The organism is Mixta mediterraneensis (assembly GCF_030283135.1).
GTDB classification, from domain to species: Bacteria; Pseudomonadota; Gammaproteobacteria; order Enterobacterales; family Enterobacteriaceae; genus Pantoea; species Pantoea mediterraneensis.
This window is the reverse complement of record NZ_JASUAZ010000001.1, coordinates 198,569-214,956: the sequence shown is the minus strand read 5'-3', so window position 1 is coordinate 214,956 and position 16,388 is coordinate 198,569. Positions and strand designations below refer to the sequence as shown.

The following is a 16,388-nucleotide window of genomic DNA, read 5'->3' as shown; positions in this document are numbered from 1 at the left end:
TAAACAGCAGCTATCGCACCATTAAGTCAATCAATTAGACAACTTTTCCTGCGAGCTGCACACTTTCCTTTACTATTAAGCCATATCCCAATAACAAACTTCCTACAATATATAAGCCTGCACTATGAAATTTAAACGCAAAATCAAACCTTACCGCGCGGCTGCGGGCGGTTGGGGTTCACTGGAAGCCACCACGCGTTTCGTCTTTGACAGCAAAGCTGCACTGAAAAATATGCGTAACCTGCTGCGCATGAACAAAGCACGCGGTTTTGATTGCCTAGGCTGTGCATGGGGTGATGACAATAAAAGTACCTTCAGCTTCTGTGAAAACGGGGCAAAAGCCGTGACCTGGGAAGCGACGCGTCGTGTGGTTGATGGTGAATTTTTCGCTAAGCACAGCGTGACCACGCTGTATGCGCAAAGCGATTATTTTCTTGAATATCAAGGACGTTTAACCCAGCCGCTGCGCTATAACGCCAAAAGCGATCACTACGAACCTGTTAGCTGGGACGACGCCTTTGCGCTGATCGCGCGTCACATCAAAGCGATGGATAATCCTGACCAGATAGAGCTGTATACTTCCGGACGCGCCAGTAATGAAGCCTCCTGGCTGTATCAACTGTTTGGTCGTCTGCTGGGCACCAATAATTTTCCTGACTGTTCAAACATGTGTCACGAAGCCAGCGGCACCGGCCTGAAGCGCAGTATTGGCGTAGGCAAAGGCACTATTCGTCTGGACGATTTTGATCACGCCGACGCGATTTTCGTCTTTGGTCAGAATCCCGGCACTAATCATCCGCGTATGCTGCATAGCTTGCGCCATGCCGCCGATCACGGGGCAAAAATTGTCACGTTTAATACCCTGCGCGAGCGTGGCCTTGAACGTTTTGCCGATCCGCAGAAGCCTCTGGAAATTGTCACATCAATGGCGGGCACCATCAGCTCGGCCTATTACCAGCCGAATCTGGGCGGGGATATGGCGGCGATCCGCGGCATGGTGAAAACGCTGCTGGAAACCCATCGCGCCCGACTGGCGGCGGGTGAAAGCGGTCTGTTTGACCAGGCTTTTCTGAATGCAAAAACGCAGGGCGTGGACGCTTATCTTGACGCGGTAGATACCACCGACTGGGCGCATATCGTGGCGCAATCTGGTTTGAGTGAAGCGCAAATCCGCGAAGCTGCCGCTATCTACCAAAGCGCCGACCGCGTAATTTGTGCCTGGGCCATGGGCATTACTCAGCACAAACATTCGGTTGATACGGTGCGTGAAATCGTTAACCTGCAGCTGCTGTTTGGTCAACTGGGCAAGAAAGGGGCTGGCCTGTGTCCGGTTCGCGGTCACAGTAATGTACAGGGCAACCGTACTATGGGGATCGATGAGAAACCCGGCAAAGCGTTCCTTGATGCGCTGGGTACGCATTTCGGTTTTGAGCCTCCGCGGGCGCCCGGCCATAACACCGTTGAAGCTTTAAACGCCATGCTACGCAATGAGGTTAACGTGCTGATTGCGCTTGGCGGCAATCTCGCGGCGGCCGCGCCGGACTCACCGCGTACCGAAACGGCATTATCGCGTTGTGGTTTAACCGTGCATATCAGTACCAAACTGAACCGCAGTCATCTGGTACCGGGTCAGGAAAGTTTAATTCTGCCCACTCTGGGCCGCACTGAGCGTGATGAACAGGCGACAGGTAACCAGTTTATTACCGTCGAGGACTCCTTCAGCATGGTCCACGCCTCAGAAGGTATTGGTATTCCTCTGGCAGAGACGCAGCGCTCAGAAACCGCGATTGTGGCAGGAATTGCCCATGCTGTTTTGGGTGACGATAAAGTGAAATGGCGGGATCTGGCTGCTGACTACAATCTGATCCGCGATCATATTGCTGCCACGCTTCCCGGTTTCGCCAACTTTAATGAGAAATGCGACCAGCCAGGCGGCTTCTATCTCGGCAATGCGGCGGCTGAGCTGCGTTTTAACACGCCTTCGGAAAAAGCGGAGTTTAGCGCGGCTTCGCTGCCAACCTCGTTATTTCCAAACCTGGATATCGAGGTGCCATTTACTCTGCAAACCCTGCGCTCGCATGACCAATATAACACCACGATTTACGGGCTCGACGATCGCTATCGCGGCGTGTACGGTCAACGTGAAGTGGTGTTTATCAACCCGGATGACATGGCAGCGCTAGGGTTTAGTGAGGGGCAACGGGTTGATATTGAAACGCTGTGGAATGACGGCATAACCCGCTGTGTCAGCGGCTTCAGGCTGGTTCCGTACAATATTCCGCGCGGTAATCTCGCGGCTTATTATCCTGAAACCAACCCGCTGGTTCCGCTGAACAGCTTTGGTGACGACAGCGGTACGCCAACCTCGAAATCAGTACCTGTCAAGCTGGAACTGACCCAGGCTTTGCCCGAGCAACGTATTGCCTAAAAACCTTGTTATGCTCTTGTTAAAAAGCCGGTCTAACCGGCTTTTTGCCTTGCCGCGCGGCGTCGATTCGCGTAAAACTGTCAGCCGCTCTTAGGCCACGAAACTAAAAAAATTATGTTCCAGGATAACCCGCTGCTCGCGCAGCTCAAAAAGAAGCTCCACTCGCAAACGCCTCGCGCCGAAGGTGTGGTAAAAGGCACCGAAAAAGGCTTCGGCTTCCTCGAAGTTGATGCGCAGAAAAGCTACTTCATTCCGCCTCCGCAGATGAAGAAAGTGATGCACGGTGACCGTATTGTCGCCATTATCCACAGCGACAAAGACCGGGAAAGCGCAGAGCCAGAAACGCTGGTTGAGCCGTTTCTGAGCCGCTTTGTTGGTCGCGTGCAGAAGAAAGACGATCGCCTTTCTATTGTCCCGGATCATCCGCTGTTGAAAGAGGCTATCCAATGCCGCCCAGCGCGTGGCGTGACGCATGACTTTCAGGCTGGCGACTGGGCCGTGGCTGAGATGCGCCGCCATCCGCTGAAAGGCGATCGCAGCTTCTATGCTGAACTGACGGAATTCATTGTTACCGCTGACGATCACCTTGCGCCCTGGTGGGTAACGCTGTCGCGTCATAATCTTGAACGTGAAGCGCCTGACGTCAGTTTTGGCGACATGCTGGAGGAGAATCTATCGCGTGAAGATCTGACCGCGCTGGATTTCGTCACCATCGACAGCGCCAGCACCGAAGATATGGATGATGCGCTGTATGTCGAAGAAATGGCCGATGGCGCATTACGCCTGACCATTGCGATCGCCGATCCTACCGCCTACGTGCCGGAAGGCAGCGAGCTGGATAAACTGGCGGCGCAACGTGCATTCACTAACTATCTGCCGGGCTTTAATATTCCCATGCTGCCACGCGAATTGTCTGATGACGTTTGTTCGCTACGTCCGCATGTGCGTCGTCCAGCGCTGGCGTGTCGCGTAACCGTGGCAAAAGATGGCAGCCTGGGTGATGATGTGGCATTTTTCGCCGCCTGGATTGAATCAAAAGCCAGGCTGGTCTACGACGAGGTTTCTGACTGGCTGGAAAACAGCGGCGAATGGAAACCGGAAAGCGACGCGATTGCTGACCAAATTCGCAGACTGCATCGCCTCTGTCTGGCACGGAGTGTATGGCGACAGACTCATGCATTGGTGTTCAAAGATCGCCCGGATTACCGCTTCCTGCTGGGTGAAAAAGGCGAAGTATTAGAAATTATCGCTGAGCCACGCCGCATTGCTAACCGCATTGTTGAAGAAGCGATGATCCTGGCTAACGTCTGTGCTGCCAGTGTGCTGCGCGAACGGCTTGGCTTTGGTATTTACAACGTCCACCTTGGCTTTGACACTACCAATGCCGAGCAGGCTGCTGCCGTGCTGGCAACCCACGGTATTACCGTGGACGCAGAAGCGATCACCACGCTGGAAGGGTTCCGCGTGCTGCGTCGTGAGCTTGACGCTCAGCCAACCCAGTTCCTCGACAGCCGCATTCGTCGCTTCCAGACTTTTGCCGAAATCAGTACCGAGCCAGGTCCGCACTTTGGTTTGGGACTTGAGGCGTACGCTACCTGGACTTCGCCGATTCGTAAATTTGGCGACATGATCAACCATCGCCTGCTGAAAGCAATTATTCGTGGTGAGGAGATTGCCCGTCCTGATGATGCGCTGACCGTCACCATGAGCGAGCGTCGCCGTCTGAATCGTATGGCCGAGCGCGATGTAGGTGACTGGCTGTATGTACGCTATCTGGCGCCTTTTGCCGGTAGCGATCGTAAATTCAGCGCTGAGATTATCGACGTGTCGCGTGGCGGTATGCGCGTTCGTTTGCTTGAATTTGGCGCGGTTGCATTTATCCCTGCCCCGTTCATTCACGCGGTGCGTGACGAACTGGTGTGCAGCCAGGAAAACGGCACCGTGCAGATCAAAGGCGAAGTGGCCTTCCGCGTAACCGATGTTATTGATGTGACCATCGCCGAAGTGCGTATGGAAACGCGCAGCGTCGTCGCGCGTCCAGCCGTATAAGCAGGCAAGTCTGCGGGGCAACTCAGGTTGTCCCGCTCTTCTCCTGGCTGCGAAAAAGTTAGCATAAATGTTAAATTTGTTCTTCGCCTCACACTTCCCCATCGATTAACTTCCACTTACATTCCATTACATTACCTTTGTCTCGTTGTTTTCGATCGCTTCTCTCTCGATCTCTACAAGGAGTCAGTTATGAAAAACGTCAAAACCAGCATCGTCTGGTTAGCGGTGGCGTTAATAGGTGCGGGCGCTTTCGCCATGCTTGCATTAAGCCGTGGCGAACACGTTAACGCGGTATGGCTGGTTATCGCCTCTGTTGCCTGTTACAGCATCGCCTATCGCTTCTACAGTCTGTTTATTGCCCGTAATATTTTTGAGCTGGACGATCGCCGTCGCACGCCAGCTGAGCGTCTTAATGACGGTCTGGATTATGTTCCCACCAATAAATGGGTGCTGTTTGGCCACCACTTTGCGGCTATTGCGGGCGCAGGCCCGCTGGTTGGGCCGATTCTGGCGGCACAAATGGGCTTTCTGCCTGGCACTATCTGGATTCTGGTTGGCGTAATGATGGCCGGAGCGGTGCAGGATTTTCTGATTCTGTTCATTTCCACCCGTCGCGACGGACGTTCGCTGGGTGAAATGGCGCGTCAGGAACTGGGAGCCTTTGCTGGCGTGATTACTATGCTGGGTGCGCTTGGCGTGATGATCATCATTCTCTCCGCGCTGGCCCTGGTTGTGGTCAAAGCACTGGCAAACAGTCCCTGGGGCCTGTTCACCATTGCTGCGACTATCCCGATCGCCCTGCTGATGGGCGTTTACATGCGCTTCATCCGTCCGGGAAAAATTGCTGAAGTGTCATTAATTGGCTTCGTGCTGATGATGGCCGCCATCATTTATGGTGGCGACGTGGCGCAGCATCCTTTCTGGGGACCGTTCTTTACTCTGAAAGGCACATCGCTGACCTGGGTGCTGGTGATTTACGGCTTTATTGCCTCAGTACTGCCGGTTTGGCTGCTGCTGGCGCCGCGCGACTATCTTTCAACCTTCCTGAAAATCGGCGTGATCGCTGGGCTGGCGGTGGGTATTATTTTCGCCATGCCTGAAATGAAAATGCCTGCGGTGACGCGGTTTATTGATGGTACCGGCCCGGTCTTCTCTGGCGCACTGTTCCCGTTCCTGTTTATTACTATCGCCTGTGGTGCCATTTCCGGGTTTCATGCGCTGGTGTCCAGCGGCACTACGCCGAAGCTGGTCGAACGCGAAAGCCATATGCGTTTTATCGGCTACGGTGCCATGCTGATGGAGTCGTTTGTGGCGATTATGGCGTTAATCTGCGCCTCGGTACTGGACCCTGGCGTGTATTTTGCCATGAACTCCCCGGCGGCGTTGATTGGCACTACGGTGGAGAGCGCCTCGCAGATTATTAATGGCTGGGGCTTTGTCGTCACGCCGGAAGTGCTCAGTGGCATCGCCCGCGACGTTGGCGAAAATTCAATTCTTTCCCGTGCTGGTGGCGCGCCGACCTTCGCCGTCGGCATGGCGCACATCATCACCGACGTATTCAACAGCCGCGTGATGATGGCGTTCTGGTATCACTTCGCCATTCTGTTCGAGGCGTTGTTTATTCTGACTGCGGTTGACGCGGGCACGCGTGCCTGCCGTTTTATGGTGCAGGATCTTGTAGGCACTGTGGTGCCATCCATGGCGAATAACCGATCATGGCTGGGCAGTATGGCCGGTACGACGGTGGCGGTTGCTGGCTGGGGTTTCTTCGTCTATCAGGGCGTCGTTGATCCGCTTGGCGGCATTAACACTTTATGGCCGCTGTTCGGTATCGGCAATCAGATGCTGGCTTCAATGGCATTGATACTGGGTACAGTTGTGTTGTTCAAGATGAAAAAACAGCGTTACGCCTGGGTAACGATTCTGCCCACGATTTGGCTGTTTATTACCTCAATGGCCGCTGGCTGGCAGAAAATCTTCCACGAGAATCCCGCCATTGGTTTCCTTGCACAGGTCAACAAGTTCCGCAAAGGGCTGGATGAAGGGGTAATTATTGCCCCAGCGAAAAGCATTGCAGATATGCAAACCATTGTGTTCAGCAATCAAATCAACGCGGCGCTGTGCGGCTTCTTTATGCTGGTTGCTGTCACCATGTTGATTGCAGCGATATTTGTTATCCGTCGTGCGTTGCACAGCAACGTTCCAACAACACATGAATCCGAACCGTCGCTTCGTAAGGAGGTGCGTCATGTCTGATGCTGTTCATCGCGCGTTACGCCCGCAAGGCGTCTGGCGTATCGAACGCTGCCTGATGTTGTCAGCACCGGCGGCAACGTGTTTTAGTTGGCGTGGGTTGTGGCGAGGCTTACAGCAAAGCTTTCGCTTAATGGTCGGCGTACAGGATTATCAAAAATATTTACAGCATATGCGCTGTCATCATGCGAACCAGACACCGATGACGGAACGCGAATTTCATCGATATTGTCTGGACGCGCGTTTTCCCAGCCAGGCTGGCAAACTGGGAAAATGCCCCTGTTAAATACTTCTTATCGCCCCGCGCTGACGGGGCTTTTTTGTGCCATTTATAGCTGGACAAAAAAATATATTAGATTTGTATCTTGTACTGACATCTGATGATGAATACTGTTGCTAAAATAATGAGATAACACTGACTAAGTACTCCCCGGGAGGAAGTTTCATGACCGATGAACAAGGGCAAACCTTGTTGTATACCTTATTTGGTACAACCAGCCCTCATTGGCGTCTCACCGCGGACAGTGATGCGTTGCATTTTGCTGAAGATGAATCATCAAATACCCATATTGCCCTGCCGTTAACGCCGGGTCAGGCCAGTTTATTGCGCAGCATGCCGGTTATCACCTCCAGTATTAACCTGACGCTACCGCTGCATGGCGTACCCGTGCCAATGCATTTCGTTGGTCGTAAGGTGAACCAATCAAGCTGGGGCGGTACAGCGTCGGCCTGGGGCGATACTACTGCCGTGGCGCGTGATTTAACGCAGGGTCTCTCTTTTGCTGAGCAGGTGGTTTCAGAAGCCAATTCGGTCATCGTTATTCTCGATCAACGCGGCAATATTCAACGATTTAACCGCCTGAGTGAAGAATATACCGGCCTGCATGAGCATGAAGTCATCGGGCGCAACGTTTTTCAGCTTTTTATGAGTAAACAGGAAGCTGCGGCTTCGCGTCGCAACATTGCCGGTTTCTTTCGTGATGGCAACTCTTATGAAGTAGAACGCTGGATTAAAACCAAAAAGGGCCAGCGATTGTTTCTGTTTCGTAATAAGTTCGTGCACAGCGGTAGCGGGAAAAATGAAATTTTTCTCATCTGTTCAGGAATGGACATAACAGAGGAAAGGCGCGCTCAGGAACGCCTGCGGGTGCTGGCAAACACCGATACGGTGACGGGCCTACCTAATCGCAATGCTATTCAGCAACGGATGAGCCAGGCACTGGAACAGGCAGGTGACGATGAAACGGGTGTCGTGTACCTCGATCTGGATAACTTTAAGAAAGTTAACGACGCCTATGGGCACATGTTTGGCGATCAGCTGTTACAAGCCGTGTCGCTGGCGATTTTAAGCTGCCTGGATAAAGATCAAACGCTAGGGCGGCTGGGTGGAGATGAGTTTGTGGTGCTGGCAGAACATACCAGCCAGGCTTCTCTGGAAGCGATGTCATCCCGCATTCTGGATCGCCTGCACCAGCCATTCCGCATTGGGCTGATCGAAGTGTATAGCGGCTGTTCCATTGGTATTGCCCTCGCCCCGCTGCACGGTGAAGATCGCGAAAGCCTGATCCGTAATGCCGATACGGCGATGTACCACGCCAAAGAGAACGGTCGCGGTAAATTTTGTGTGTTCACCGCTGAGATGAATCAGCGCGTGTTTGAATATTTATGGCTGGACACCAACTTACGCAAAGCACTTGTGCTTGATCATTTAATCGTATTTTACCAGCCAAAAATCGACAGCGATGGCGAAGTGCGCAGCGCAGAAGCGTTAGTGCGCTGGAACTCGCCGGAGCGTGGCATGGTGTCTCCCGCAGAATTTATTCCATACGCGGAAGAGTCCGGATTGATCGTCCCGCTGGGGCGCTGGGTTATGCTCAACGTCCTGCAACAGGTGCTTACCTGGCGTCAGCAGGATATTGACCTGCGCGTGGCGGTGAATGTTTCGGCGCGTCAGCTGCTCGATAAAAGTATTTATTGTGATCTGAAACAAGCCTTAACCGACGCCGGACTGAGCGATTGCCCAATCGATATTGAGCTGACCGAAAGCTGCCTGATTGAGAATGAAGCCGAAGCCCTGACGCTAATGAAACAGTTTCAGGCGCTGGGTGCTCAGGTTCATCTTGACGATTTTGGTACGGGTTATTCGTCGCTGTCACAGTTAGCCCGTATGCCAATCAACGCTATTAAGCTCGATCAGAGCTTTATTCGTAATATTAATCAACAACCGGTTTCACAGTCGCTGGTTCGTGCGATTTTTGCCGTAGCCAAGGCACTTGATTTGCAGGTGATTGCTGAAGGCATTGAAACTGAAGCTGAAGAAAAATTTGTTCTCAATAGCGGAGTTGATGGACGCCAGGGTTACTACTATGCAAAACCAATGCCCGCAGAGCAGTTTGGGCATTGGCTGGCTAAGCATCCTGCCCGCGTTTAACGCTGGCTTATATTACTATCCCGCTTTACGCAACGAAGCGCTATGGCGGTTTTGTAATTGCACCAGACGTTCCATATAAGCAATATCTTTTGGTTCAATGGTGAAAGCAAAATCAACCCAATCTTCAGTGATGTCCATTAGCTCAGCGCGCGACAGTTGCAGTACGCGCTGACGCGCTTTGAGCATTGCCCGCACGCCATTCAGTTTAGGGCGGAGGGTGTCAATGAACGTACGCGTGGCGCGATAACTCTCGCCCGGCTGGAACACTTTGTCGACCAGGCCGCGCGTTTCGAACCATTCGGCGCTGTGTGATTCCCCTTCACAGATTAGCTCTTCCGCCAGTTTCATACCTGCACGACGAGCCACCAACGAATATCCGCCCATGCCCGGAAACAGGTTAAAGGCGATTTCAGGGAAGCCCATGCGTGCATTGTTTTGCGCCAGGATAAAATGGTGTGCCAGTGCGGCTTCAAATCCACCGCCTAATGCACTGCCTTCAATCATTGCTAACGTTACCGCACCGGTATCGAACCCACGCGCTGCTGAGTGAATGCAATCCACACAGGCGCGGGCATAAGCACGTAAAGCCTCGCGACGATTATTGCGAATGCACTCGACAAAAAAGCGTAAATCACCGCCCGCATTAAACATCTGCGGCACCAGCGAGCCAGTTACCCAGAAATCAATCGGCAAGCCCGAACGCTGAGCGGCGTAACTCAGGTTCATGATTTCCTCGATCAATTCATGATTGAAGCTGGGACGCGGTTGCGCCCGCAACATCATCCACATGGTGCGGCGTCCTTCCTCGTAATAAGCCACCAACTGTGTGGTATGTCCGACTTCGGTAAACAATCTGCAAGTTGCTTGGTTAATTACTGTCATAGTCTCATCCTCTGTTTATTAGATGCGTTTTTTACGCTACATCAGCGTAATGCAGAGCGAGGCCAGACCAAATGAGTGATTGATTTATAACACGAAATCCAGAGGTATCCCCGACACGTCTATCAGGGATTGATTAGGAGGGTTACTTAATGGCCGCGCGTTGACTTATCGCAATCTGCGAACGCTTAACGCGTTTTGAATAAACAGCGATGATAATCGGTACCAGGACGGAAGTGACAATAACTGAAGTCGCAACAAGTGCAGTTGCGGCAGGTGTAACCGGTTTAAACTGGGGCAGCATTTCAGCAATTAATACCGGCGTGGCGACGGCAGTACCTGCGGTACTGGACGCGGCGATACCTGCGGTTCCATCACCACCACCAATAAGGCGATCGGTGATGATTAACGGAATGCCGGTAATTATAATTCACCGCAACACCAGGCATAATGCCCAGCAAGCCGGTTTCGGCAACCACCGCCAGGTTAATCGTATTGCCTAAGGCAAAAGCGAAGAACGGGATCAGCGTATGTACCGCTTTGCCAAAAAATTCACGTCGTTCCGGGTCGGGATTACCCAGCGCAAAACCCCTTTAGGTTATTTACTTTTGTCCATACCAGGCATTTTCACCGTGTTTGCGCAGATAATGGAGATCAAGCAAGGTTTGCTGAATCGGCGGCAAGCTGGCGGTTAATTGCTGGCTGAATAAACCCATATAAGCCACTTCTTCTAATATTACAGCGCTGTGAACAGCAGCATGTGCGTCTTTTCCCCATGCGAAAGGTCCGTGCGAATTAACCAGCACAGCGGGAATAGCACTGGGAGAGAGTTCACGTTGAGCAAAGGTCTCAATAATCACTTCGCCGGTATTCCATTCATATTCGCTTTTAATTTCCTGATCGCGCATTGCACGCGTACAGGGGATTTCGCCATAAAAATCATCCGCATGGGTAGTTCCCCATGCAGGTATTGCGCGTCCCGCCTGCGCCCAGATCGTGGCGTGGCGCGAATGTGTATGCACAATACCGCCAACTTCTGGCCAGGCAAGGTAAAGCGCGCGATGGGTTGCCGTGTCAGAAGAAGGACGTTTGTCCCCTTCAACGACTTCACCGGTAGCAAGATCAACCACTACCATATCATCCCGCTTCATTACGTCGTAACGCACACCCGACTGTTTGATTACCAGCAGGTTTTGCTCGCGATCGATAGCGCTGACATTTCCCCAGGTAAACGTCACTAAATTATATTTGGGCAAATCCAGATTGGCTTCTAAAACCTGTTGTTTAAGCTGTTCCAGCATTCCTTTTCTCCGGCTGACAATCGTGCTTAAAGTTTGCGGAGCAAGCGGGTAAAAGGTTATGGAGCAAATAGCTATAAACGCAGAATGAATTGGCTATGAAAGCAAAATTGTGGTGTGAATTGAGAATTGTCTGCCTTCGGAAATTTCACAGAATGTTTAAAATATTTTCAAATATAGAGCGGCCCTGTTTGCCTGGGTTTAATGCTCTTAAGGGAGGGGTAACAGAATGACGGTAGCGGGTGAAATTTATTTCGGCGCTATACTTAACGTGTTGCCTCTGTGAGCACACTAAAGGAGAAGTTTATGACAATTACAATGAAGCGAATTAGTGCAGCCGTTCTTGCTACCACGTTGATTGTCGCGTTAAGCGGTTGTTCAAACTGGTCGAAGCGCGATCGCAATACGGCTATTGGGGCCGGTGCTGGCGCCATTGGTGGTTCTGTTCTGACTAATGGCAGCGGGCTTGGCACCGTGGGCGGTGCAGCGGTAGGCGGTATTATCGGTCATCAGGTCCATTAATAGCCTAATTAAACGCGGCTACCTGTACATCGGGCTAACTAACTAGCCCGATTCATTGCCTTAACCGCCCGCCAGCTTGACCTTCATCCCCTTCGCTTCCAGCAGATTTTTGAGCAGATCACGTTTATCACCCTGGATTTCGATAACGCCATCTTTTAATGAACCACCGCAGCCGCATTTTTTCTTCAGCTCAGCGGTAAGCTGGGTTAATGCCGCATCATCCAAATCGATACCAGTAATCAGGCAGACGCCTTTACCTTTACGGCCACTGGTCTGTCGCTGTATGCGAACGATGCCATCACCTTTAGGCCGTTCGGCTTTAGGCTGCGGCTGTTCTATGCGCCCCACACCGGTCGAATACACCAGAGGATTATCGCGACTCATTAAGCTTCTCCCAGGCTGTGCAGAATGGATTGCAGGGTAGCGGCCGGATCGGCTGATTGGGTGATCGGACGCCCAATTACCATATAGTCTACGCCAGCCTGTTTCGCCTGTTGTGGCGTCATAATGCGGCGCTGATCGCCGGCATCGCTACCCGCCGGACGAATACCTGGCGTGACTAGCGTAAAATCCTGTCCTATTGCCTGCCTGAAACGTCCGGCTTCATGGGCGGAACACACTACCCCGTTAAGTCCACATTCGGCGGTTAATTTTGCCAGCCGCTCCGCCTGTTCTGCTGGCGTGAGCGTAATACCCAAACCTTTAAGATCGTCGGCATCCATGCTGGTTAATACCGTAACAGCGATAAGCAACGGGGCATCTTTGCCAAACGGTATTAACGCTTCACGTGCGGCATTCATCATTCGCGCCCCGCCGCTGGCATGCACGTTCACCATCCAGACGCCAAGATCGGCGGCTGCGGCAACAGCATGCGCGGTAGTGTTTGGAATATCATGAAATTTGAGATCAAGGAATACATTGAAACCGCGCTGTTGCAGGTCTTTTACCAGCGTTGGGCCAAATAAGGTGAACATCTCTTTGCCCACTTTCAGTCGGCAACTGCGAGGATCGATCTGGTCAACAAAACGTAACGCGCTATTAAGGTCGTGATAATCGAGCGCCACCAGAATCGGCGAAGCGGTCACAGTTTGGGGTGAAGGCATAGCATTTCCTCTGCAGTGGGCACCCGCAGGCGCATGATTCAAACGGCAAGCATTCTACCTGCGGCCCTGCATCATCACAATCGCTGTTCTTGCCTGTATGACAAGAAGCTGCTCGATGCTGGCAATGGAATAAGTATTTTTATTTGTATGTTGTAACTAAAATATGTGCCGACGTGCTTTCGCTCTGCAATCCCCCCGCTTTATTGTCCGTCGAGACCACGAATGGGTTTTACAGAGGACCAGGTACGGCAGGAAGGACAATGCCAGTAAAGCGCATGTGCAGTGAAGCCACATTTTTGGCAGCGATAGCGCGGTTTGGTGCGAATCTGCTCGCCCACCATATCGCGTAATACCATAAGGCTTTCTTTTGCGCGCCCGTCTTCAGCTTCGTGCAGGTGGAAATCCATCAGGCGATGAAACACCCGCATCGTGGGATGACGTTGTAATTGTCGATTGATATACAGCTGCGCCGCTTCCGGGCCCTGCTGCTGCTCAAGTATTTCGGACAGGTAAAGCTCGGCCGCAGCCCCGGTGTTTTCTTCAACGCAACGCTGCAGAAAATCAGCCCAGGCTTCCGGCTGGTTCAGGCGCTGGAAACAGGTTTCCAGCATAGGGAGTGTTTCACTCACTAACTCTTTATCCTGATCAAGCACACGCTGCAAATGTCCAACGGCTTTGGCATAATCGCCCTTCTCCATCAGGATGCGACCCATCATGATAGAAATACGCGCACTTTGCCGATCGGCGGCTTCGCCCTTTTTCAGTAAATTCATGGCGCGATCGAGATCGTCGCTGCTCATCGCCTGCAACGCGAGTTCGCAATAAAAATGGGCAATTTCGCCTTTTTGTTTATCTTTACCTAATTTAACTAAACGCTCGGCAACGTCTATTGCCTGCTGCCAGTCGCTGGTAGCCTGGTGAATCAGCAATAGCTGTTGTAATGCGCTGAGACGAAAATCTGTTTCATCAGTTAATTGCTTGAACATGTCCTCTGCACGGTCATAAAGACCGGCAGCCATGTAATCGCGCCCTAACTGCTGAATGGCAAGTAAACGCTGATCGTAGCTCAGAGACGCGCTTTCCATTAATGACTGATGGATACGAATGGCACGATCAACTTCGCCACGCGAACGGAATAAGTTACCTAACGTAAGGTGAGCCTCAACCGTGCCGCTGTCCTCTTTCAGCATATCCAGAAACAGATCAACCGCTTTATCTTGCTGGTTGGACAGCAGGAAGTTCACACCCGTGACATATTCGCGAGATAAGCGGTTCGCTTCCTGTTGCTTGCCCTGCTGCGCACTACGTCGGCCCATATACCAGCCGTACGCAGCAGCAATTGGAAGCAACAGAAACAGCAATTCAAGCATGGACGATTATTCCCGGGCAGACGATGATGTCGTCGTCATTGACGTACTGCCCTGTTCAATTTGCGCCTGCATACGTTTTACTTTGCGCTGTGCATTTGCCAACGAAACGCGGACGCGTAACCAGAACAAACCGCAAATTGCCCAGCCGAGCAAAAATCCTGCGCCAAACAAGGCTGCCAGTAAGGTAGAGATACGGAATTGGCCCTGTGCGAGCAGATAGTTAAAGGTGATGACCTGATCGTTATGCGCGCCTAAGGTGACGGAAATGATGAAGATGACCAAAACCACTAAAAAAATCAGCAAATATTTCACAGTGCATCCTGTTGTGAGGTTATCGGGAATAATTATGCCAAAATTACTGCAAAAATGCTGCTGCCAGCAGCACCGGACGATTCGTTTTTACGCAAGCGCAATCAAAAATATGAAGCCGACGCGTGGAATTACAATTCAGGCTTGCGTTGTGCGACTTCATTTTGCTCACCAGGAGGCAAGCTAAGCGGCCCGCAGAAACGCTGCGCCAGCCAGGTTGCGATGGTCACCAGCAACCATGACAATCCCGTCGCCATCACCAAATCACGCGGCCAGTGCATACCGAGTAACAGACGGCTGCCCATTACGGCGCTGGCCCACAAGAACACTATTGCTACCGTTTTGTAATGCCGACGTGGCCACAGTAATCCAGCGATCAGTAATGCCCAGCTGGCGGCAAACATAGTATGTCCCGAAGGAAATGCAAAGCCGGTTTCGTGCGCCCAATGTCTTTTTAGCCAGGCCGGTAACAGCGTATCGTCTGCCATCAATGTTTCCACCCTCTGGCTGCGCTGTTTGCGCTTTAACGCATAGAACGCTTTATCGTCCAGATCATGACTGTGTTCCAGCCACACCACATACGGACGCGGTTCCTGAACCCGATCTTTGATATAAGATTTAGTGTACTGTCCGGTCAGGATAGTGACGTTCATAATCAACAGCAGCAAAATCGCAGGCTTCCAGCGAAAGCGCAGACACCACATTACCCACGCGCTTAAAAGCAAACTGGTTAATGTCCCCCACGGGCTGGAGACGGTTTCAGTCATCCAAAATAAAAATTTTAATACCGTACCGCTTTCGCCGGGTTGCCATTGCCAGCCAGAAACCCACACTGTTAGCGGCATAATCAAAAGCAGCAGCAGCCCTACCGTGGTGCGGCGCAAAATCTTATACATCCATTTTCCTTTTACAGGGCCAGATTAGCGTCAGGCGAATAACTTTAGCTTAAAAAAGAATAACATAACCATTGCAGATTGGATAATTGTGCTTTATCACTACAATCGCTCTGACAGATTACCAGCCTACCTGTGGGTTGTGGCACAATATTAACGTTTATCGGGCTACACTCGCCCGGCGCTATCATGATGATAGTGCATCCGCTGAAGGTTCTGGAGAGTCACATGCAGCTTAAACGGGTGGCAGAAGCCAAACTGCCAACGCCATGGGGAGATTTCCTGATGGTAGGTTTTGAAGAACTGGCAACCGGCCATGACCATGTCGCGCTGGTCTTTGGTGAGATTAATGATAACGATCCGGTTTTGGCGCGCGTCCATTCGGAGTGCCTGACGGGCGATGCGCTTTTTAGTTTGCGTTGCGACTGTGGCTTCCAGCTAGAAGCAGCCTTAAACGCGATTGCTGAAGAAGGTCGTGGTGTGCTTCTTTACCATCGCCAGGAAGGTCGCAATATTGGCCTGCTGAATAAAATTCGCGCTTACGCATTGCAGGATAAAGGTTACGATACCGTTGAAGCCAATCATCAACTGGGTTTCGCCGCTGACGAACGCGATTTCACGCTCTGCGCAGACATGTTTAAACTGCTTGGGGTTAATGAAGTCCGGTTGTTAACCAATAATCCACGCAAAGTAGAGATCTTATCGGAAGCCGGCATTAATATCGTTGAGCGTGTGCCGTTGATTGTGGGCCGCAATCCGAAAAATTCGCACTATCTCGATACTAAAGCAGCCAAGATGGGACATTTACTGCCGAAGTCTTGATGTAAAAAAGCCAGGGTTCTGCAACGAACCC

General features: G+C 51.8%; 14 protein-coding genes and 1 pseudogene. 7 read left to right on the top strand and 8 right to left on the bottom strand.

All coding sequences use genetic code 11. The features are described from left to right. Positions 1–124 precede the first annotated feature (124 nt). The 5 genes from QRY16_RS01015 (at position 125) to pdeR (ending at position 9,161) form a co-directional block, all read left to right on the top strand. A complete protein-coding gene (locus QRY16_RS01015; protein WP_289775321.1) occupies positions 125–2,428 on the top strand; it encodes an FdhF/YdeP family oxidoreductase in 2,304 nt (767 codons plus the stop codon). Positions 2,429–2,542: 114 nt separating this feature from the next. Then, on the top strand, positions 2,543–4,477 hold the full coding sequence (locus QRY16_RS01010) for an exoribonuclease II (RefSeq protein WP_289775320.1): 1,935 nt from the start codon (positions 2,543–2,545) through the stop codon (positions 4,475–4,477). A gap of 189 nt (positions 4,478–4,666) precedes the next feature. Further along, positions 4,667–6,733, top strand: coding sequence for a carbon starvation CstA family protein (locus tag QRY16_RS01005; RefSeq protein ID WP_289775319.1), 2,067 nt, complete (start codon positions 4,667–4,669; stop codon positions 6,731–6,733). Next, positions 6,726–7,016 (top strand): YbdD/YjiX family protein, encoded by a 291-nt coding sequence (locus tag QRY16_RS01000; protein ID WP_289775318.1) that lies wholly within the window; start codon positions 6,726–6,728, stop codon positions 7,014–7,016. Before QRY16_RS01005 ends, QRY16_RS01000 begins: the two co-directional genes overlap by 8 nt. 159 nt (positions 7,017–7,175) lie before the next feature. Beyond that, positions 7,176–9,161 (top strand): cyclic di-GMP phosphodiesterase, encoded by a 1,986-nt coding sequence (pdeR, locus tag QRY16_RS00995; protein ID WP_289775317.1) that lies wholly within the window; start codon positions 7,176–7,178, stop codon positions 9,159–9,161. Positions 9,162–9,176: 15 nt separating this feature from the next. Here pdeR and QRY16_RS00990 read toward each other — a convergent pair whose 3' ends face one another. The 3 genes and pseudogenes from QRY16_RS00990 to araD form a co-directional block, all read right to left on the bottom strand. Next, a complete protein-coding gene (locus QRY16_RS00990) occupies positions 9,177–10,043 on the bottom strand; it encodes a crotonase/enoyl-CoA hydratase family protein (RefSeq protein ID WP_193404310.1) in 867 nt (288 codons plus the stop codon). 142 nt (positions 10,044–10,185) lie between these two features. Beyond that, a pseudogene (locus QRY16_RS00985) lies at positions 10,186–10,630 on the bottom strand (2-keto-3-deoxygluconate permease); the annotation flags it as partial. Between the two features lie 12 nt (positions 10,631–10,642). After that, positions 10,643–11,341: an L-ribulose-5-phosphate 4-epimerase gene (araD, locus tag QRY16_RS00980; protein WP_289775316.1), complete on the bottom strand. Its 699-nt coding sequence runs from the start codon at positions 11,339–11,341 to the stop codon at positions 10,643–10,645. Positions 11,342–11,644: 303 nt separating this feature from the next. Between araD and osmB the strand changes: the two genes are divergently transcribed. Continuing rightward, the gene (osmB, locus tag QRY16_RS00975) at positions 11,645–11,860 is read left to right on the top strand and encodes an osmotically-inducible lipoprotein OsmB (protein ID WP_193404312.1); all 216 of its coding nucleotides are present in this window, start codon (positions 11,645–11,647) and stop codon (positions 11,858–11,860) included. A 60-nt stretch (positions 11,861–11,920) separates the two neighbouring features. Here osmB and yciH read toward each other — a convergent pair whose 3' ends face one another. The 5 genes from yciH to pgpB form a co-directional block, all read right to left on the bottom strand. Next, positions 11,921–12,244: a stress response translation initiation inhibitor YciH gene (gene yciH / locus QRY16_RS00970; protein WP_193404313.1), complete on the bottom strand. Its 324-nt coding sequence runs from the start codon at positions 12,242–12,244 to the stop codon at positions 11,921–11,923. After that, positions 12,244–12,963 (bottom strand): orotidine-5'-phosphate decarboxylase, encoded by a 720-nt coding sequence (gene pyrF, locus QRY16_RS00965; RefSeq protein WP_193404314.1) that lies wholly within the window; start codon positions 12,961–12,963, stop codon positions 12,244–12,246. Before pyrF ends, yciH begins: the two co-directional genes overlap by 1 nt. Before the next feature lie 200 nt (positions 12,964–13,163). Beyond that, positions 13,164–14,333: a lipopolysaccharide assembly protein LapB gene (lapB, locus tag QRY16_RS00960; protein ID WP_289775315.1), complete on the bottom strand. Its 1,170-nt coding sequence runs from the start codon at positions 14,331–14,333 to the stop codon at positions 13,164–13,166. Positions 14,334–14,339: 6 nt separating this feature from the next. Further along, a complete protein-coding gene (locus QRY16_RS00955) occupies positions 14,340–14,645 on the bottom strand; it encodes a LapA family protein (RefSeq protein ID WP_289775314.1) in 306 nt (101 codons plus the stop codon). Between the two features lie 128 nt (positions 14,646–14,773). Further along, positions 14,774–15,538: a phosphatidylglycerophosphatase B gene (gene pgpB / locus QRY16_RS00950; RefSeq protein ID WP_193404317.1), complete on the bottom strand. Its 765-nt coding sequence runs from the start codon at positions 15,536–15,538 to the stop codon at positions 14,774–14,776. Positions 15,539–15,763: 225 nt separating this feature from the next. On the opposite strand from pgpB, the gene ribA reads away from it, so the two are divergent. Beyond that, on the top strand, positions 15,764–16,357 hold the full coding sequence (ribA, locus tag QRY16_RS00945; protein WP_193404373.1) for a GTP cyclohydrolase II: 594 nt from the start codon (positions 15,764–15,766) through the stop codon (positions 16,355–16,357). The last annotated feature ends 31 nt before the right edge of the window (positions 16,358–16,388 follow it).